At 66.8% G+C, this 19619-nt stretch carries 9 protein-coding genes and 2 pseudogenes; 8 read left to right on the forward strand and 3 right to left on the reverse strand.

All coding sequences use genetic code 11. The annotated features are described in order from the left end of the window. Positions 1–586 precede the first annotated feature (586 nt). The 4 genes from ASE96_RS17080 to sufU all read left to right on the forward strand — a co-directional run bounded on the left by ASE96_RS17080 (position 587) and on the right by sufU (position 7928). Entirely contained in the window at positions 587–3322 is a 2736-nt protein-coding gene (locus ASE96_RS17080) for a helix-turn-helix transcriptional regulator (protein WP_056433194.1), read from the forward strand. Between the two features lie 27 nt (positions 3323–3349). Then, positions 3350–6052 carry a helix-turn-helix transcriptional regulator gene (locus tag ASE96_RS17085; RefSeq protein ID WP_162238835.1) on the forward strand — a complete coding sequence of 901 codons (2703 nt, stop codon included), beginning with the start codon at positions 3350–3352 and terminating at the stop codon, positions 6050–6052. Between the two features lie 88 nt (positions 6053–6140). Further along, positions 6141–7445, forward strand: a complete 1305-nt coding sequence (locus ASE96_RS17090; RefSeq protein ID WP_442853913.1) for a SufS family cysteine desulfurase — start codon at positions 6141–6143, stop codon at positions 7443–7445. A 12-nt stretch (positions 7446–7457) separates the two neighbouring features. Next, a complete protein-coding gene (gene sufU, locus ASE96_RS17095) occupies positions 7458–7928 on the forward strand; it encodes a Fe-S cluster assembly sulfur transfer protein SufU (protein WP_056433202.1) in 471 nt (156 codons plus the stop codon). 78 nt (positions 7929–8006) lie between these two features. Here sufU and ASE96_RS17100 read toward each other — a convergent pair whose 3' ends face one another. From ASE96_RS17100 to ASE96_RS17110, 3 genes are read right to left on the reverse strand one after another with little or no spacing between them, the layout of a single operon-like run. Then, a complete protein-coding gene (locus ASE96_RS17100; protein WP_056433203.1) occupies positions 8007–8228 on the reverse strand; it encodes an SCO4848 family membrane protein in 222 nt (73 codons plus the stop codon). Positions 8229–8231: 3 nt separating this feature from the next. Beyond that, positions 8232–8729: a DUF2505 domain-containing protein gene (locus ASE96_RS17105; protein ID WP_056433204.1), complete on the reverse strand. Its 498-nt coding sequence runs from the start codon at positions 8727–8729 to the stop codon at positions 8232–8234. A 48-nt stretch (positions 8730–8777) separates the two neighbouring features. Further along, a complete protein-coding gene (locus ASE96_RS17110; RefSeq protein ID WP_082492820.1) occupies positions 8778–10274 on the reverse strand; it encodes an SDR family oxidoreductase in 1497 nt (498 codons plus the stop codon). Between the two features lie 1314 nt (positions 10275–11588). Between ASE96_RS17110 and ASE96_RS17115 the strand changes: the two genes are divergently transcribed. The 4 genes and pseudogenes from ASE96_RS17115 to mfd form a co-directional block, all read left to right on the forward strand. Continuing rightward, positions 11589–15169, forward strand: a 3581-nt coding sequence (locus tag ASE96_RS17115; RefSeq protein ID WP_326952802.1) for a peroxidase family protein, incomplete at its 3' end; no start/stop codon positions are given. Between the two features lies 1 nt (position 15170). Further along, positions 15171–15430: pseudogene (locus ASE96_RS19840) on the forward strand (LGFP repeat-containing protein); the annotation flags it as partial. A 1-nt stretch (position 15431) separates the two neighbouring features. Continuing rightward, positions 15432–15695 (forward strand): annotated as a pseudogene (locus ASE96_RS19845) (LGFP repeat-containing protein); the annotation flags it as partial. A 252-nt stretch (positions 15696–15947) separates the two neighbouring features. After that, positions 15948–19613 (forward strand): transcription-repair coupling factor, encoded by a 3666-nt coding sequence (gene mfd, locus ASE96_RS17120; RefSeq protein ID WP_056433210.1) that lies wholly within the window; start codon positions 15948–15950, stop codon positions 19611–19613. The last annotated feature ends 6 nt before the right edge of the window (positions 19614–19619 follow it).

The following is a 19619-nucleotide window of genomic DNA, read 5'->3' on the forward strand; positions in this document are numbered from 1 at the left end:
CGCCCACCAGGAATCACCCGGGCAGTACCACCCGACAAAGGATTTGAACGTGGAGCTATCAACGCGGAAGCGGCCCAGGCCCTCCGATGAAGCTGCCAGGATCGCCGGCCTTGGGGACATTCCGCTCTGCTGCAGTAGACACTAAATTTCTTCCATGGTCTCCCCAATTGGTTCCCGCCTAACGCGTGAACCCCTTTGACGGAGCCGACGGCGTCGGAACCTTCTGAGACCGAGGTTCCTCCCCCCAGCCGCCGTCGGCTCCCTAAGCTTTACGGTCCGCAGTCCTGGCTCGGCCGCCCGCAGGCCGGGCGGCCGTGCCAGGACTGCGTCGTCCACCGAGTGGCAGAGCCCGGCAGCTGGCAGAGCCCCGCAGCTGACAGAGGATCGGAGCGGCACGGAGTCTGTGCGGCGGCTCCGACTACTTGGTTTTGTAACCCTGAGGGTCCGCGGATTCTGAGTACACCTGCGTAGCCCGCGGCCGATCACCACGTTGGTAATCGAGTAGCACTTACGCATCCCGACAAATCCTCGTCTCCATAGATTGGATCTATCGGTAGTCAATACTTTGATTGCGAAGGTCTCTCTCATGTTTCAGCAAGAAGCCGGCCTGCCTGCGGGCAGCGGCAGAACAGATGTGATTTCAGCCGCCCAACATCAGGGGAAGGGGTGGCACCAAAAGCGTTACACCCGGCACAAGACCGTCTTGGACGTCGTGTCGGCGCTGACCTCGGGATCCGGTTGCGGGGCGGTGATTGTGGGGGAACACGGGGCCGGAAAATCGTTTATTGCCCAGCGGGCCCTTGAACAGCTCGGGGACGACTTCCTGGTGGTCCAGGTCCGGGGCAGTTCCATTTCCTCCAAGTTGCCGTACGGTGCGCTGAGCGTACTTCTTAACGAACTTGATTCCTCCCACCTCGAGCACCCGCTGATGGTTCTGCGCGGCTTGACGCAGTTGCTCCATACCCGTGCCCAGGGCCGCAGCATCGTACTTTTCGTCGACAATGCCCATGACCTCGATGAACTGTCCACCATGATGGTGGCCCAGCTCTGCGCCGGCGGCCACGTCCTGTTGCTCGCCGCGTGCGTGGACCTGCCCAACCTGGGCAGCGACATCATGGGGCTCTGGAAGGATGACCTGCTGCGCCGGGTGGATCTTGGCCCTTTCGATTTCAGCGAAACGATGGACAGCCTCGCCCAGGAGTACGGTGGAAACTTCTCCCACACCGCGGCACGCGCCCTCTGGAACGCCAGCGGCGGCAATGCACTCTTCCTGCACTCCCTGGCCAGGGAACAGATCAAGCTGGGAGTCATTGTTCGCCACGAGGATTCGTGGGTACTGGGGGACAGGCCGGTGGCGCTGGCCGGCGAGATCAGGGATGTGCTCAAAGCCCGCCTGAACCGGCTCAGTCCGGGCCAGCGTGATGTCTTTGAGATCTTGTCGCTCGCTGGGGCCCTGCCCCTGCAGACCCTGATGAACGTGTCGAAGGCGCAGGACATCGACACCCTTCAGGAACGGGCACTGATCCGGGTCAGCCATGACCATCCGCCCATGGTGAGCATCACCAACCCGGTTACCGCGGGAATCGTCGCCAGCGTAGTGCCGCCCGGACGCAGTGCGGAACTTCGCCGCCGGCTGGGTGCTGTGCTCCAGGACCAGGACCGTGACGAATACACCGGGTCCACTGCGGTCGCCTGGGCACTCGACTGCGGTGAAGAAGTGGATCCCCGTCTGGCCCTGGCGGCTGCCCGCCTCGCGAACAAGTTCTCCGATCCGCAGTCGGCCCTGAGGTTTACCCGGGAAATCGCCGGACGGGAGAAGCTGACGGACGTGGCCATCGAATCTGCCCGGGCTCTTATCTCCCTGCACAATGACGAAGCGGCCCGCCGGATCCTGACCGATGTTGAAAAGCGGGCCGGTGACGGACTGGCATTGGATGAATGGGCCTCCCTGCAGCTGCTGTGGGCTGAGCTGGACAGGCGCAGTCCGGCCTTGGCAGGAAATGCGCTGGCCCGCGTGCAGGAGATTGAGCTGCGGCTCACGGTATCCGGGGACACCGGGAACGGGCCGGGTTCGGTGGCGGAGCGGGTGCGCCTGGCCTACGCCGCGCTGGCAGCCTTCGAAGGCCGGTACGGCGATGTCCTGCAGATGCTCCAGGATGTGGACTCCGCGGACCTGGGCAGCGAAGCCAAGATCATGGCGGCGAGCCTGCTGTCCGAAGCGAGGGCAGTCACCGGCGACATCCTGGGTGCCGTGGTGCTGGGCAGGCAGGTCATTCTTGCCGCCGGCTTCCTGGACCTGTCCGACGCGTCGCTCCGCGACATCCGGGGACGGTTCCTGCAGATTCTGCTGTTGGCGGCAAAATTCCGGGAGGCCGCAGACTTCATTGCGGCCACCTCGGAGGCTTGGGACGCGCAGCCCAGGCTGGGCAGCATGTTCGAGATCGGCCAGGGAATCGTCGACCTCCACCGGGGTGACGTCACCGGGGCGCTGGAGCGGCTCCAGTCCGGGGTCTGGCAGCTGAGGCTGCACGATCCCGATGCGGTCGCCGGACTTGCAGTGGCGGCCTGCGCCTATGCCTTCGCGCTCCAGGGTGATGAGGAAAAGGCCGGGGCGCTGCTGGTGGACATCGAGGACCCGCAGCCCAGGGCATCGTGGCTGGTGAACCGGATGACGCGGTACTTCGAGCTGTCTGCCAAGGCGGAAATCGGCCAGAAGACCGAGGCGCTCCGCGCAATGAAGCAGGAAGCCGACAGCGATGCCGAAGCCTCTGCGCTTGCGACCGCGCTCCAGTTCCTCGCGGCGGTGGCCCGGGTGGGAGACCGCCAGGCAAACCAGAAACTAGCCGATCTTGCGGGCCAGGTCACCGGGCGCTTCGCCGGCCTGTGCTCGCGATTTGCGGAAGGTTTGAAGAATTCCGACAGCGAGGAATTGCTGGCAACGTCCAAGGACGCCGATGCCGCCGGCCATGCGGTCTTCGCCCGGGATGCGACCAGGAAAGCGGTCAGTTGCGCCAACGACGCGGGTAACCGAATTTCCCTCAGGATGGCCCAGCGCACGCAGCAGTCCCTCGAGGACCGGTTCGGCAACCCGCGGAACGGTGTGCTTTCCCTGCTCACCTCGACGTTGACGGCCCGGGAATCCGAGGTGGCCGTCAGGGCGGCCGCGGGTACGTCCAACCGGAAAATCGCGGACGAGATGCACGTTTCTGTCCGGACAGTTGAAGGGCACCTGTACCAGGTGTACGCGAAACTGCACGTCGCGAGCAGGTCGGAACTCAAAGATGTCATCTCCGGACCTGTGGAACACGCACGCCTCGGCTAACCGGCCCGGCCTCCTATCCTCCGGGCGGTGGAATCCGCCGCGCCGAAGGAAGGGGCGCAGGTGGAAGGCCTGACTGAGTCGACCACTCTGGTCGGCCGGTCCGGGGTCGTCAAGGACATCCTCCGATGCCTGCGCGACAGCGGCATGTCCGGTGCCCTCATCGTCGGCAACCCGGGCACCGGGAAGACCGCCGTCTCCAGGGCGGTCATACGCGAACTCCAGCCTCACACGGCCGTGATTAGACTGGCAGCGACACCGGCACTGTCGGCCGTGCCTTTCGGCGCACTGTCGCCCTACCTCGGCGAGCTGCCCGCACACGATCTGGACTCGTTCTCCGCAGTCGTGAAGGCCGTGACCGACAGCATCAAAGCGCAACCAAGCAAGCCGCTGTTCGTCATCGACGACGCCCAATGCCTGGACCGCGGGACCACCCAGCTTGTTGCCCAGGCCGTCGCCACCGGTGCCGCCAACGTGCTGGTCACCTGCCGGCCGGGGCTGCTCATCCCCGCGGAGTTCCTGGCCCTCTGGGATGACGGGATTCTCGCGAAATTCGACCTGGAGCCGCTCACCCGGGCCGAAGTGCACCAGCTCTGCGAGCAGGTTCTCCGCGCCGATGTCTCGCCCTGGGCCACCGCGATCCTGGCGGATGCGTCCGCCGGGAATCCCTTTATGCTGCTGTCCCTGATCGAACACGCCCGGGACACCGGGGCCCTGGGACTGCGCCATGGCATCTGGTTCCTCCTCTCCCGACCCGTTTTGTCCGATATCCCGGTCGCGGACCTGATCGGGCACGAGTTGCGGTCGATGTCACCCGAGGAAAGGACAACCGCCGCCATAGTGGCCCTGGCGGGACCGCTTCCGCTCGGCCAGCTGTTGGGATTTGGCGGGCCGAAAGCCGTCGACGCCCTGGAGATGGCCGGTATCATCAGCGTCTCACGAGGTGCCGACCGGACCGTCCGTGCCGCGAGTCCGCTGATCGGCGAGATCATTCGCCGTTGGGTTCCAGCCGGCAGGAGCGCCGGATTGCGTGCCAGTTTTGTGTCCCTGCCGCCGGTGACATCTGTGCCCCCGGACGCCCTGCTGAACCGGGTCCGGTGGGCACTGGACTGCGGAGCTGACGTTCCGGCCGAGCAGCTCCTCTCGGCGGCCTGCGCTGCCAACGTCGCGCTCGATGCGCAGACCGCGCTCAGGACCGCGGAGGCCATATCCGATGACGCGATGGTTCCCGAGGCCCGGCTGCAGATGGCCTATGCGCGGTATTTGCTGGGCGAAGGCGCAGAGTCCGCTAAATTGCTGCAGCTCGCGGAACCGATTCCAAACGAGACGTCCCGCTATCTGGCGACGCTGTTGTCCTCCCGCCTGCGGGGACGCCCGAAGGCGCCGCTGACCGGAGAGACATCCGCGGGTTTGGGGGGTCCCGCCGGAACGCCCGACGCCGGTCCACTGCGCAGCGGCCGGGGCACCTTTCACAGTGATGCCGCCGTGGGGCCATCGTGGCTGGACCTTGCTCCGGTTGCCGGGGCGGCCGGGATCCAGGGGGACCGTGAGGGCAGGCTGAGCCAACTGGTCGCGGCCGCCGGGGAGCGGCCCGAGATCAAACTCGCGGCGGAGTCGCTGCTCGCCGAACTGCTCTGCGCCAAGGGCAGGATAGCGGAGGGCCTTGGGCTCGCCCGGGAGGCATGGCAGGAGGCGCAAAGCGCCGGCATGGCACTGCCGCTTGTCTATGAAGACCTCCTGGTGCGCTACGGCCTGACGTTGAACTGGGCCGGAGAATGGCAGACGCTCGCTGCAGCCCTCGATGAGTACGAAGCCCACTACCCTTCGAGGCTGCTGCTCAGCGGCGGCATCCTGCACCTGATGAGGGGCCTCGCCCGTGTCCGTCAGGGGCGCATGCCCGAAGGTGCCGCCGAACTTGTTCTTGGTGTCGAGGAACTCACGATTGCCGATCCCTGGGAATTGCTGCCCCTTGCCCATGCCGTGGCCGCCTATGCCGCTGCCGCCGTCGGCCACACCCAGGAGGCAGAGGAGCATGCGTCCGCGTTCCGGCTGTCACGGTACCGCGGGCCGGGGTCGGTTCCGCTGCTCGCCGAGGCGTACTCAACCGCGGCCGGGGGAGCACCCGGCGGGGCCGGGGCGGCCGGCAAGAGGCTCGAGGGCCTTGCTGCGGAGGCCAGGCGGCAGGGGTTGCAGGGCACTGAAACCGACATCAGACGGCTTGCCGTGCGCCGGGGAGACGCGGGGGCCGCCGACGGTCTGGCCGTCAGCAGCTCCGCGGTGGAGGGGCGGGAAGCGGGAATGCTGCACGACTATGCACTCGCCGTGCTGAACTCCGACGACGCCGAGCTCGTCCGGATCAGCGACAAGGCGCTGCGTGGCGGCTTTGTGCTCCTGGCCCTCGAAGCCGCGCAGCAGGCCGAGCGGTGCCTGGCGGAATCCACCGACAAGCGGAGACTGCTCGCAGTCCAGCGCAAGATCCATAACCGGATGACCGCCGCCGGGATGGCTGCCCACATTGACCTCGTTCGTCCGGAGCAAGACGCGGAACTTACCGCCAGGGAATCCGAAATCCTTGACCTGGTGTCCGGCGGAGCCACGAATGCCGAGATCGCCAGCAGGCTCTGCGTGTCCCAGCGGACCGTGGAAGGGCACCTCTACCGTCTCTTCGCGAAGCTGGGCGTCAGCCGGCGCATCGACCTGATGGACACGAGCGGCGATCCGCTCCCGCCCTGATGCCGGCAGCAGATTCCGCGGTCCCGTTCCGTGGGATGATGGATAGTAGTCCATCTAACCCCGATCCGAGGAGGCCAGCGTGGTTTTTGTGCCCACGTCAGAGTCCCAGGCCGTGCTCACGCCTGCACTGACCGACGACGAGGTGCTGCGGATCCGCAACGACTTCCCCGTCCTCTCCCGGTCCGTCGGCGGGCACCCGTTGATCTATCTTGACTCCGGTGCGACGTCGCAGAACCCCCTCAGCGTTATTGAAGCTGAGCAGGAGTTCTATGAGCAGCGCAACGCCGCCGTGCACCGCGGTGCGCACCTGCTGGCTGTGGAGGCCACGGAGTCCTTCGAAGATGCGCGCGAAACTCTCGCTGCCTTCCTGGGCGCGGGAGCCGACGAGATCATCTGGACCTCCAACGCCACCGAGGGCCTGAACCTGCTCAGCTACGCGTTTCTGAACTCGTCCCTGCCGGGCGCCGGTGCTCCGGCCGCACGGTTCGCACTAGGCGCCGGCGACGAGATTGTGGTCACCGAGATGGAGCACCACGCAAACCTCATCCCGTGGCAGCAGTTGGCGGAGCGGACCGGCGCGAGCCTTCGGTTCATCCCGGTCGACGACGCGGGCGTGCTGGACCTCGAAGCTGCCGGCGGCATCATCAGCCCGGCCACGCGGGTCCTCGCCTTCAGCCACGCCTCCAATGTGCTGGGCACGATCAACCCGGTCAAGAAGCTTGTGGCGATGGCCCGCCAGGTGGGTGCCCTTACGGTGCTGGATGCCTGCCAGTCCGCGCCCCACCTGCCGTTGGACGTGCAGGACCTCGGCGTTGACTTCGCGGTCCTTTCGGGACACAAAATGCTGGGGCCCACCGGCATCGGCGTGTTGTACGGCCGGTCCGAATTGCTGAACGCGCTGCCGCCTTTCCTGACCGGCGGATCGATGATCACCACGGTGACGATGGAGCGCGCCGCGTTCCTGCCTGCCCCGCAGCGGTTCGAGGCCGGCACGCAGAAAGTCTCCCAGGCCATCGCCCTCGCGGCCGCGGCGAACTACCTTACCGAGACGGGGATGGACCGTGTCCACGCCTGGGAATCCCTGCTGGGGCAGCGCCTCGTCGAAGGCCTGGCAACCATTCCCGGCGTGCGCGTCCTCGGCCCGGCGCCCGGACAGGAGCGGATCGGCTTGGCGTCCTTCGACGTCGCCGGTGTGCACGCGCACGACGTCGGACAGTTTTTGGACAGCAAGGGAATCGCGGTCCGGGTTGGCCACCACTGCGCGCAGCCGCTGCACCGCCGCCTGGGCCTGACAGCCAGTACCCGCGCCAGCACGTACCTGTACAACACGACGTCCGATGTGGATGCGTTCCTCGCGGCTGTCGCCGGGGTCCGTGCCTACTTTGGAGCCTAAGGACTGCCGCGCATGAGCCTTGAACAGCTGTACCAGCAGATCATTCTGGAACACGCCAAACTGCGTACCGGCAGCGGACTGGCGGAGACGCCGGTTCCGGCCGGGATGCCGTCAGGCCAGTCCCACCAGCTCAATCCTGTCTGCGGGGATGAGATCACGGTCCGCGTGGCGGTGTCGGAGGGAAAGGTCGCCCAGTTGCGGTGGGACGGGGCCGGTTGTTCGATTTCCATGGCGTCGGCCTCCGTGCTGGCCGACCTTGCCGAGGGGATGGAGGTGGGCAGCTTCACGGAGGTCATTGACCATTTCCGCGAAGTCCTTCGGTCCCGCGGGAAACTGGCCGCAGATCCTGAAATCCTCGGTGACGCGTCAGCCTTTGAAGGTGTTTCGAAATACGCCGCCCGGGTGAAGTGCGCCATGATTTCCTGGGTGGCGGCCGAGGACGCCCTCGCCCAGGCGCTGGCCCCCAGCACACCGGCACCCTAGCCAAACACACAACAGCCCGGCGCCCTGTACGGGCGCCGGGCTGTTGTGCTGAAGGCCTGCGGCCCGGGTGATGCCCGGCTAGCCGATGAGGCCGGCAATCCCGATGGCCGCCGTCGCCGCCCCCAGCAGCAGGGAAATGCTGACGAGAACGACGTGGACGGTGAGGAAACGGGTGGCTTTGCCGTTCGCGTCGCGGGATCTGGGGTCCTTCATCACCCGGCGCAGGAACTGCGGCCAGACCGCGAGGGACCACACGCCGGCCACGATCAGGACGACGGACAGGACTGCCGGCAGCTCCATGCGCTAGTGGCTTTCGAGCCAGGCCTGGGCCTGCGTGGACTGGATGTTCAGGGCCTTGCCCACCATCGGTTCGGCCGCTTCGGCGATCTTGCCGCCCAGGAACGGAACCGAGGACGTCACGGTGCCCTCAAGCTCGATCCGTGTGCTGCCGCCGTCGGAGACCAGACGCTGGACGGCGGTGACGTCCAGCGGGGCGCCGGAGACCTTCAGGGTGATGTTGCTGAGCCGGGAGCCATCGGCGGCGGGGGCGTCCCAGGCCTCGAGCTGCGTCACCTTGAGGCTTTCGCCGACGAACTTCCGGGCGAGGTCCGGCATGCGGGTGGTCGGGATGGTACGCACCGTGGTCGTGTTGAAAGCGCCGGCCGTGTCGCCGTCGACGGCAAAGGATTCGAGAGTGCCGCCGACGAGCTCGCTTGTGTGGCGCAGGAAGTCTTCGTTCACGAAAACAGCGGTGACGCGGTCGACGCTGTGCGGAAGGTTGGTGGATGCACTCAAAGCCATAGGGGGTCCTCCGTGGAGTGGAACTGGTCGATTCGGGCTCCAAACATCCTACGCGGTGTGTCCGGCAGGCTCCGATTCGAGATCCCGGAGATCCTTCGCCGCGGCCGTGATGTTGCGCGACATGGCAGGGAAGATGAGGCTGTGGAACGGCAGGACGGCCAGCCAGTACAACCGCCCGCCGAGACCCTTTGGGAAGAAGATCGCCCGCTGCCGGTACCGGCTGCCGGTTCCCTCCGGCTCCACCGAGAGCTCCAGCCAGGCCCGGCCCGGCGCCCGCATTTCGGCCCGCAGCCGGAGCAGCCGGCCGCGGTCGATCCGTTCGGCCCGCCACCAGTCCACCACCTCTCCTTCGGCCAGCTGATGCGGGTGCCGCCGTCCCCGAAGCAGGCCGGCCCCGCCCGTGAGTTTGTCCAGCCAGCCGCGGACGCGCCACGCCAGCGGCAGCGAATACCAGCCGTTGCTGCCGCCAATCCCTTCGATGATGGTCCAGACGTACTTCGGGTCCACCGGACTGGAGTAGGTGCGCTCGTCGAGGTATACGCGGTGACCGGCCCAATCCGGGTCGCTGGGCAGGGGATCGGCGTCCGCCCCCGCGCTGGCCCAGGTTGTCTCCACCTGGCCGTCGCGCTCCTTGCCCAGGGCAAGGGCCACAGCGCGGCGGTAGGGCGTCAGCCCGCCGTCGGGCAGCGGGATGTACGCATCGATATCGTGTTCCCGGGAGACGGCGTCGTGCTGGAGGGACTCCACGAGCGGGAGGGACATCGACAGCGGAATCGGGGTAACCAGCGCAACCCACAGTCCGGCGAGTTTCGGAGCGGGTACCGGTAACGCGAGGACCCAGCGCCGGGGAAGCCCGGCCTCGGCGGCGTATTCCTGCATCATCCCGGCGTAACTGAGGACCTGGCGCGATCCGATGTCAAAAGTGCGGTTAATCGGGCCTTCGAGCGCTGCTGCGCCGACGAGGTAGTGCAACACATCGCGGACGGCGATCGCTTCGATCTTGTTGCGCACCCAGCTGGGGGCGGGCATCACCGGGAGCGTCTCGGACAAGTGCCGGATCATCTCGAACGACGCCGAGCCGGAACCGATCACGACGCCGGCCTGGAAAACGATGGCGTCCACCGGACTGTCCAGGAAGACCTTGCCCACGGCTTCGCGGGACCTCATGTGGGTGGAGAGTTTGGCACTGGCGGGGTGCAGGCCGCCCAGGTAAACGATCCTGCCCACGCCGGCGTCGGCTGCGGCCCGCGCCGCGGTCCCGGCCATTTCCTTTTCCGTGGCTTCGAATCCCGCCCCGGCGGCCATGGAATGGACCAGATAGTAGAGAACGTCGACGCCGTCCAGGGCCTCGCGCAAGGCATCGCCGTCGTCGAGGCTGCTTTGGACCACTTCGACGTCCGCCAGCCAGGGCACCCCGGCGATCTTCGCCGGCGTCCGGGCCAGGACCTTGACCGTGTGCCCGGCGTCCAGCAGCCGGGGTACCAGCCGCCCGCCGATGTAGCCGGTCGCACCGGTGACCAGCACCGTGCGTGGATTGTCGCTCATGGAGTCTCCTCGGAGGTGGTACAGCGTGGACAGCAAGCTTAGCAATCACGGCGCCGGACCGTTCGGCGAAGCCTCGCCCGCTCCTGTGGCTGCTTCGCAGCCAGATCCCATCAGTCACAGGGAGCATTACGTCTTTCTCTACCACCCTCCGCCTCCGTCGGCCCACACGTCCCAAGAATTTCCAAAGGCACCACGACGAGGCTGTGGCCATCCAGTGCACCGAGCGACCACATTCAGGGGGGAGCCGGCATGAGTAAATGGAGGAAGATCATGGCGAAACATCGCAAGACCCGAGGGGGGGTCGGCAATCCCCCGAATAGAGGGAAGGCACCGGGTGTCACGCGCAAGTTCGCGGCCGGTGCCCTCGCTCTCCTGCTAAGCGCGGGGGTTGTGCCGACTGTTCTGGCGCCGGCGGTATCCGCAGCGCCGACCGGTCAAGGATTCACGCTCAATGCCGGTGACATGCGGTTCATTTTGAAACAGATCAAGATCGCCGAGAACCATGCCACCAAGGAGGACGCCCAGGGCAACGATGTCCCGGGCGCGCCGCTGATGGGCTTGGGGCCCAACCAGATTGCCAACCCGCTGCTGCCCTACGGCCTCCGCACCGTAGACGGCACGGAGAATAACCTGGTGGAGGGCCAGAACGATTTCGGTTCCGCAAGCCGGGTCTTCCCGCGCCTCGCGGATCCTGAGTGGCGCACGCCGGCCGCCGGCCAGAACTACAAATCAGTGAATTCCAACGTTACGGACGGCACCCCGCGTTTCGTCAGCAACGTGATCGTGGACCAGACAGTCACCAACCCGGCCGCCGTTGCCGCTTCCGGCAAGGCGCACCGCACGGTCAATGACAGCCCGACGGCGGTGCCCTGCGATGGCGCAGGCTTGCCGGCGGGCTGCGTGGCCGAGGGTGAGACTCTTGACATCCCGAACGTCACCACCGACTTCGGGCTCTCACCGCCCTACAACGGCATGTTCGCCTTGTTCGGGCAGTTCTTCGATCACGGCGTGGACTTCACGAAGAAGACCAAGAACTACGTCATGATGCCGCTGGCCGAGGACGACCCGCTCTACGTTCCGGGCGGGCGCACGAACTTCATGCTGCTGAACCGGGCCGAGAACCAGGCCGGTGCCGACGGGATCCTGGGCAACGCTGACGACGTCCAGGACGCCACGAACACCGATTCGCCGTGGGTGGACCAGAGCCAGACCTACGCGTCCCACCCCTCGCACCAGGTGTTCCTGCGTGAATACGTCCTGGCCGGCAACAAGCCGGTTGCCACCGGCGAACTGATCGAGGGCGAACCGGGCGGCATGGCCACCTGGGCGCACGTCGAGAAGCAGGCCCGGGAGCTCCTGGGCCTGGACCTGTCGGACTATGACGTGGCTGACATCCCCAAGATCGCAACGGACCAGTACGGCCGCTTCCTGCGCGGGCCCAACGGCCTCCCGCAGTACGAGACCGCCACGGGCCGGGTTGAGGGCAACCTGACCACCCCGGTGGCCCCGCCGGCCAACGTCAAGCGCATCGGCATCGCCTTCCTGGACGACATCGCGCACAACGCGGCGCCGTTCAACTCCCAGACCGGTGCTCCGCTGACAGCCGATGGCGATAGTGACCTCAACCCGGTCGCCCAGCCGTTGGCTACTCCGGGAACCTATGACAACGAGCAGCTGGCGGCACATTTCATCGCCGGCGACGGACGCGTCAACGAGAACATCGGCCTGACGGCGATCCACCAGGTGTTCCACTCGGAGCACAACCGGCTGGTCGGCTACATGCAGAACCTGGTCACGACGCAGAACATCGACCTGAACGAGTGGAAGCTCGCCAACGGGGCGTGGAACGGTGAACGCCTGTTCCAGGCCGCGCGCTATGTCACGGAGATGGAATACCAGCACATCGTCTTCGAGGACTTTGCGCGCAAGATCCAGCCGGGTATCAATGGCTTCAACGTGTTCACCCAGTCGGACACCGGCATCGACCCTGCGATCAAGGCCGAGTTCGCCCACGCCACCTACCGGTTCGGGCACTCGATGCTGACCGAGACGATTGACCGGAAGACCAACAACGGCACCGACATCGGCATGCCGCTGCTGGACGCCTTCCTCAATCCGACGGCCTACTACGCCAGCACCGGGGGCACCCTGAACCCGAAGCAGGCTGCGGGGGCCATCGCCATGGGCATGACGGACCAGGTGGGTGCGGAACTCGACGAGTTCGTGACCGACACCCTGCGGAACAACGTCCTGGGCCTGCCCCTGGACCTTGCCTCGCTGAACCTGGCCCGCGGCCGTGATACCGGCATCCCGTCCCTGAACAACTTCCGCTCCCAGCTGTACAAGAGCACCGGCGAGTCCTCGCTGAAGCCGTACACCAGCTGGGTGGATTTCGGCCAGAACCTGAAGCACCCGGATTCCGTGGTCAACTTCATGGCCGCCTACGGCACCCACCCGACCATCACGGCCGCAACGTCGGTCACCGGCAAGCGGGAGGCTGCCCAGCGGTTGTTCGATATGAACACGGGGGACGCCGCGACACCGGCTGACTCCTTCGAGTTCGTCAACAGCACCGGCGCCTGGGAAACACAGCCCACCGGCCTGAATAACGTCGACCTCTGGGTGGGCGGGCTCGCCGAATACCAGAACCTCTTCGGCGGACTGCTGGGCTCGACGTTCAACTACATCTTTGAACGCCAGATGACGGACCTCCAGGACGGGGACCGGTTGTACTACCTTTCCCGCACCTCGGGCCTGAACCTGCGGACCCAGCTGGAAGGCAACTCCCTGTCCGAGCTCATCATGCGCAACACCGATGCATCGGCCCTCAAGGCTGACGTGTTCGGCGTCGCGGACTGCGAGTTCGAGATGGCCAACATCACCGCAACCACCGGCAACTCGGTGGCCGATGATCCGGCCTCGTCCTGCGACGAAGCGGCGCTCCTCATGCGGATGGCGGACGGTACCATCCGTTACCGCGTCAGCAACACGGTTGACCGTGCCGGGCTGAATGCCCAGGCCACCTACAACGGACGGGACGACGCCGCCCCCCAGGATCCCGCACTGGCGGGGGACAGGATCTGGGGTGGCATCGACAACGACACCATCTGGGGCAACGGCGGCAACGACATCATCGAAGGCAGCGACGGCGCCGACGTCGTGCTCGGCGGCGAAGGCAACGACCGGGTCACTGATTCCCACGGCGATGACGTCCTCAAGGGCGGACCCGGCAACGACGCGATCGACGCCGGACCCGGCCTGGACATCGTCATGTCCGGTGAGGGCGACGACTTCTCCAACGGCGGCCTCAACAGCAACGAAACGTTCGCTGGTGAAGGCAACGACCTGGTCCTGTCCGGCGACGGACCGGACGCAGTGTTCGGCGGCGGCGGCGATGACTGGCAGGAAGGCGGAAACTCCAACGACCTGCTGCAGGGTGACAGCGGCGCACCGTTCTTCGACGACATCAACGCTCCGGGCCACGACGTCCTGATCGGTGATTCCGGTGAGGACGACTACGACGCCGAAGGCGGCGACGACATTATGGTCGCCGGCCCCGGCATCGAACGCAACCACGGTGTCTTCGGCTTCGACTGGGTCACCCACGCCCGCTCGATCGAACCGGCCGATTCGGACATGCGCCAGATCATCGTCGACGGGCCGAACGCCCTCAAGGACCGCTTCCTCCTGGTCGAGGCCCTCTCGGGCTGGGACAAGAACGACGTGCTCCGCGGCGACGACGAGGTGCCGTCCGTGCCCAACACCGAGGTCAACGTCGATGGCCTGACCAACACGCTGGACGCGGCGGGCATTGCGCGGATCAACGGACTGGCGGGCCTGCTGCCTGCGGGTGCCACCACCTTCGGCGCTGGCAACATCATCATCGGCGGCTCCGGCAGCGACGAGATCTGGGGCAACGGCGCCGATGACATCATCGACGGCGACAAGTGGCTCAACGTCCGGCTCAGTGTTGTCAACGCCGCGGGCGAACAGGTCAGGACCGTCACGACCCTGACCGGGCTCCAGGCCGACATCATGGCGGGCAGGATCGATCCCGGCAATGTCAGGATCGTCCGGGAGATCCTCTCCACCCCGGGCGCATCCGATGTCGACACGGCCGTGTTCTCCGGGGCGATGGCTGAGTACGACATCAACACCGTCGACGGCGTCACCACCGTGGAGCATGTAGGCGGCAGGGCGGAGGATGGCACTGACCGGATCACCAACGTTGAGAAGCTGCGGTTCTCCGACCAGACCATCGATGTTGTCCCGGCCGCTGTCCAGGCGCCCGCTGCCCCTGCTGCCCCCACGGCAGTTGGCGGCAACACCACGGCGACGGTGCGCTTCGCGGCACCTGCCGGTGCCGAGTCGATCAACATCGTGGTCCGCACAGGCACCACCGATGTCCGGACCGTCGAAGGCATTGCCGCCACGGAAACGAGCCTGGTGGTGGTGGGCCTGAACAACGGCACCGCCTACAACTTCCAGGTTGAGGCAGTCAATGCAGGCGGCACCAGCGCAAGGTCCGCGGCATCGAATGTGGTGACACCCGCTGCGGCGGTCACGGGTCCGGCTGCGATAGCGACACCTTTGATCGCGGCCCGGGCGGCCATCACGCCGAAGCTGGGGGCAGCCACCGGACCGGTGGTCTGTGGCATCAAGGACGGCGGGTGCTACCAGAAGTTCCAGGGCGGCGACATCCACTGGTCGCCGGCCACGGGAGCGCAGGCAACCTACGGAGCGATCAAGACCCGTTGGGCAAGCCTCAGCTACGAGAACGGCAAGCTGGGCTACCCGACAGGTGGCGAGGTCTGCGGCCTGAAGAACAACGGGTGCTACCAGAAGTTCCAGGGCGGCGACATCCACTGGACGTCCGCCACGGGAGCGCAGGCAACNACAGGTGGCGAGGTCTGCGGCCTGAAGAACAACGGGTGCTACCAGAAGTTCCAGGGCGGCGACATCCACTGGACGTCCGCCACGGGAGCGCAGGCAACSTACGGGGCGATCAAGACCCGTTGGGCAAGCCTCAGCTACGAGAACGGCAAGCTGGGCTACCCSACAGGTGGCGAGGTCTGCGGCCTGAAGAACAACGGGTGCTACCAGAAGTTCCAGGGCGGCGACATCCACTGGACGTCCGCCACGGGAGCGCAGGCAACNACAGGTGGCGAGGTCTGCGGCCTGAAGAACAACGGGTGCTACCAGAAGTTCCAGGGCGGCGACATCCACTGGACGTCCGCCACGGGAGCGCAGGCAACATGGGGTGCGATTCGGACCCTGTGGGGAAGCCTCGGCTATGAGAAGGGCCGGCTGGGATACCCCGTCACGGGCGAGAACTGCGGCCTGGCCGGCGGGGGGTGCACCCAGCGCTTCCAGGGCGGCAACATCAACTACACCCCGGCCAGGGGCGCGTACCTCGGCTAGCAGCACTCGACTCCAAGGAGGATAAAAGACAGGCCCCGGAGCTTCCGGGGCCTGTCTTTGTGCGGGCGGGTCCTGGTGCGCTGTCCTAATGCCGCCGCGTCCTGGTGCAGCGGGTCGAGCCGGCGTCGGGTCCGCACCCCGGCGCGTGCCGCCGGGGGTTACGGGGCGGTAGGCTGGGAGCACCCGGGATTCTCGCGAATTTCGGCTATTCGTGTTGCCTGCAACCCCGTGATCCCTCCAGGAGCTTCCGCCATGAGCCTCAACGGCCCCTCACTCACCGGTCTGCGCCGTGTCCTCGCCGAAGACCGGAATTTCGCCCGCGTCCGGGCCGAAGCCGCCCGCGGGTTCGCCGCGCGCAGCGAGGATTATCAGATCAGCGCCCCCGCCGGCCTGCGCTCGGCGCTGCTCGCGGAAATGGCGGACGGGCTGGAAAACACAGCAGGGGACATCCCGGAGGACGGCGCCAGCCGCCGTGCACCCGTCGTCCTGGCCGTCACCGCCACCGGCCGCGAAGCCGAGGACCTCACCGAAGCGCTGCGCGCGTTCCTCCCCGCCGACGCCGTCGCCGAGTTCCCCAGCTGGGAAACACTCCCGCACGAACGACTCTCACCGCGCTCGGACACGGTAGGCCGGCGCCTGTCCGTCCTGCGCCGGCTCGCGCACCCCGAAACATCCGCCAGCGCCCTGCGCGTCGTCGTCGCCCCGGTCCGGGCCGTCGTCCAGCCGATCGTCGCAGGACTGGGCGAACTGGTTCCGGTCACCCTGAAGGTGGGCCAGGACGTCCCGTTCAGCGATGTGGTCCGCAGCCTCGCGGACGCAGCCTACGCCCGCGTGGACATGGTGACCCGGCGCGGCGAATTCGCCGTCCGCGGCGGGATGCTGGATGTTTTCCCGCCCACCGAGGACCACCCCATCCGGGTGGAGTTCTTTGGTGACGAGGTGGACCAGATGCGCTGGTTCGCCGTCGCCGACCAGCGCTCGCTGACAGCGCCCGGGGTGCACCACCCCACCGAACTGCACGCCCCGCCGTGCCGCGAAATCCTCATCACCCCCTCCGTGATGTCGCGTGCCGCGACGCTGAAGTCCCAGCTGCCGGCCGCCGCGGACATGCTGGAGAAGATCGCCGGCGGCATCGCCGTGGAAGGCATGGAATCGCTGGCCCCGGTGCTGGTGGACGCCATGGTGCCGTTCCTGGACCAGTTCCCGGCCGGTTCCATGGCGGTGGTGATCGAACCGGAGAAGGTCCGGACCCGTGCCCATGACCTCGCCGCCACGAACGAGGAGTTCCTCGAGGCGGCGTGGTCAACGGCGTCCGACGGCGGCACAGCACCCCTTGACCTGAGTTCCCAAGCGTCGGCGGCCCTGCACTCCGCCAGCTTCCGCTCGCTCACCGAAACCCGCTCGGCAGCCCTTGCGCACGAGGTGTCCTGGTGGTCCATCACCTCGCTGGCCACCGATGAAGAGCTGCTTCCCGACGTCGACGTCCTGAACCTGCATGCCCGCGAACCCCGCGGCTACCAGGGCGACGTCGCCGAAATGATGGACTTCATCGGCTCCCACGTCCGCGAGCAGTGGCGGATCGTCGTGGTCACCGAAGGCCCCGGCCCCGCCCAGCGGCTCGCGGAACTCTTCCACGACAATGACATCCCGTGCGCCCGGGTGGACACCCTCGACGACGAGCCCACGGCCGGGCTGATCGAGGTGACCACCGCCGCCGTCGGCCGCGGGTTTGTCCTGGAGCCGCTCAAGCTGGCGCTGCTGACCGAGGCTGACCTGCTGGGCCGCACCTCCGCCGGTTCCACGAAGGACATGCGCCGGATGCCGTCGAAGCGCAGGAACGCCGTGGATCCGCTGCAGCTGGTGGCCGGGGACTCCGTGGTGCACGAACAGCACGGCATTGGACGGTTTGTGGAGCTGATCCAGCGCAAAGTTGCTGGTGGCGGGGATGGTGTGCGCGAATACCTGGTCCTGGAATACGCGCCGTCCAAACGCGGCGCCCCGGGCGACCGGCTCTTTGTGCCCACCGACCAGCTGGACCAGGTCACCCGCTACGTCGGCGGGGACACCCCGGCGCTGAGCAAGATGGGCGGCGCGGACTGGGCCAGTACCAAGTCCAAGGCGCGCAAGGCCGTCAAGGAAATCGCCGGCGAGCTCATCCGGCTGTACTCGGCCCGGATGGCCTCCCGCGGTTATGCCTTCGGCGCGGACACGCCGTGGCAGCGCGAGCTCGAGGAAGCGTTCCCGTACGTGGAAACCCCGGACCAGCTGACCACCATCAACGAGGTCAAGGCGGACATGGAGCGCGAGATCCCCATGGACCGGCTGATCTCCGGCGATGTCGGCTACGGAAAGACCGAGATCGCGGTCCGGGCGGCGTTCAAGGCGGTCCAGGACGGCAAGCAGGTCGCCGTGCTGGTGCCGACCACCCTGCTGGCCCAGCAGCACTATGAGACGTTCACGGAACGGTTCTCCGGGTTCCCGCTGGTGGTCAAGCCGCTGTCCCGCTTCCAAAGCGGCAAGGAAGCCAAGGAGACCGCCGAGGGAGTCAAGGCCGGATCCGTGGACGTGGTGATCGGCACACACCGGCTGCTGTCCAAGGACTTCGGGTTCAAGGACCTCGGCCTGGTGATCGTGGATGAGGAGCAGCGTTTCGGCGTCGAACACAAGGAGGCGCTCAAGAAGATGCGCACCAACGTGGACGTCCTGGCGATGAGTGCCACTCCGATTCCCCGAACCCTGGAGATGTCGCTGACCGGCATCCGCGAGACCTCCACCCTGGCCACCCCGCCGGAGGAACGGCACCCGGTGCTGACCTATGTCGGCCCGTACACGGACAAGCAGACGTCCGCCGCGATCCGCCGCGAACTCATGCGCGAGGGCCAGGTGTTCTTCGTGCACAACCGCGTCTCCACGATCGACCGCACCGCCGCGAAGATCCGCGAGCTCGTGCCGGAAGCCCGTGTGGAAGTGGCGCACGGGCAGATGTCCGAGAGCCGGCTGGAGCAGATCATCGTGGACTTCTGGGAAAAGCGCTTCGACGTCCTGGTCTGCACCACCATCATCGAGACCGGGCTGGACATCTCCAACGCCAACACCCTGATCGTGGACGGGGCGGACAAGTACGGACTCTCCCAGCTGCACCAGCTGCGCGGGCGCGTGGGCCGCGGCCGCGAACGCGCCTACGCCTACTTCCTGTATCCCTCGGAAAAGCCGTTGGGCGAGGTGGCGCTGGAACGGCTCAAGGCCGTGGCCACGCACAACGAGCTCGGCGCCGGCATGCAGCTGGCCATGAAGGACCTCGAGATCCGCGGTGCCGGCAACCTGTTGGGCGGCGAGCAGTCCGGCCACATCCAGGGCGTCGGCTTCGACCTCTACATCCGCCTGGTGGGCGAGGCCGTCGCGGAGTACAGGGGCGAGGCCGAGGAGAAGGCCGCGGAAATGAAGATCGAACTGCCGGTCAACGCGCACCTGCCGCACGACTACGTGCCGGGCGAACGGCTGCGCCTCGAGGCCTACCGCAAGCTCGCCTCGGCCATCACCTACGAGGCGATCGAGGAGGTGCTCGCTGAACTCGTGGACCGCTACGGCGAGCTGCCGTTGCCCGCGAAGAACCTGATCGACGTCGCCCGCTTCCGGGTGGGCGCCCGCGAAGCCGGGCTCAGCGACGTGGCGCTGCAGGGCAACTTCATCAAGTTCTCCCCGGCGCAGCTGCCGGAGTCCAAACTCATGCGGCTCACCCGGATGTACCCCGGCTCGCAGTCCAAGCCCGCCCTGGACGCGGTGCTCATCCCGAAGCCCAAGACCGCCCGGATCGGCGGCCGCGACCTGCAGGACGCCGAAATCCTCGAATGGGCCAATGGCGTCATCCGCAACATCTTCTCCGACGCAGCGGTACCCGTCTCGCCGACGGGGGGCTAACCGTTG

The organism is Arthrobacter sp. Leaf69 (assembly GCF_001422645.1).
Classification (GTDB): domain Bacteria; phylum Actinomycetota; class Actinomycetes; order Actinomycetales; family Micrococcaceae; genus Arthrobacter.

What these genes read in the sequence shown, in the direction of transcription:
- ASE96_RS17080 (WP_056433194.1), top strand. Translation starts at nt 587, where the DNA reads ATGTTTCAGCAAGAAGCCGGCCTGCCTGCGGGCAGCGGCAGAACAGAT.
- sufU (WP_056433202.1), top strand. Translation starts at nt 7,458, where the DNA reads ATGAGCCTTGAACAGCTGTACCAGCAGATCATTCTGGAACACGCCAAA.
- ASE96_RS17100 (WP_056433203.1), bottom strand. Translation starts at nt 8,228, where the DNA reads ATGGAGCTGCCGGCAGTCCTGTCCGTCGTCCTGATCGTGGCCGGCGTG.
- ASE96_RS17105 (WP_056433204.1), bottom strand. Translation starts at nt 8,729, where the DNA reads ATGGCTTTGAGTGCATCCACCAACCTTCCGCACAGCGTCGACCGCGTC.
- ASE96_RS17110 (WP_082492820.1), bottom strand. Translation starts at nt 10,274, where the DNA reads ATGAGCGACAATCCACGCACGGTGCTGGTCACCGGTGCGACCGGCTAC.
- mfd (WP_056433210.1), top strand. Translation starts at nt 15,948, where the DNA reads ATGAGCCTCAACGGCCCCTCACTCACCGGTCTGCGCCGTGTCCTCGCC.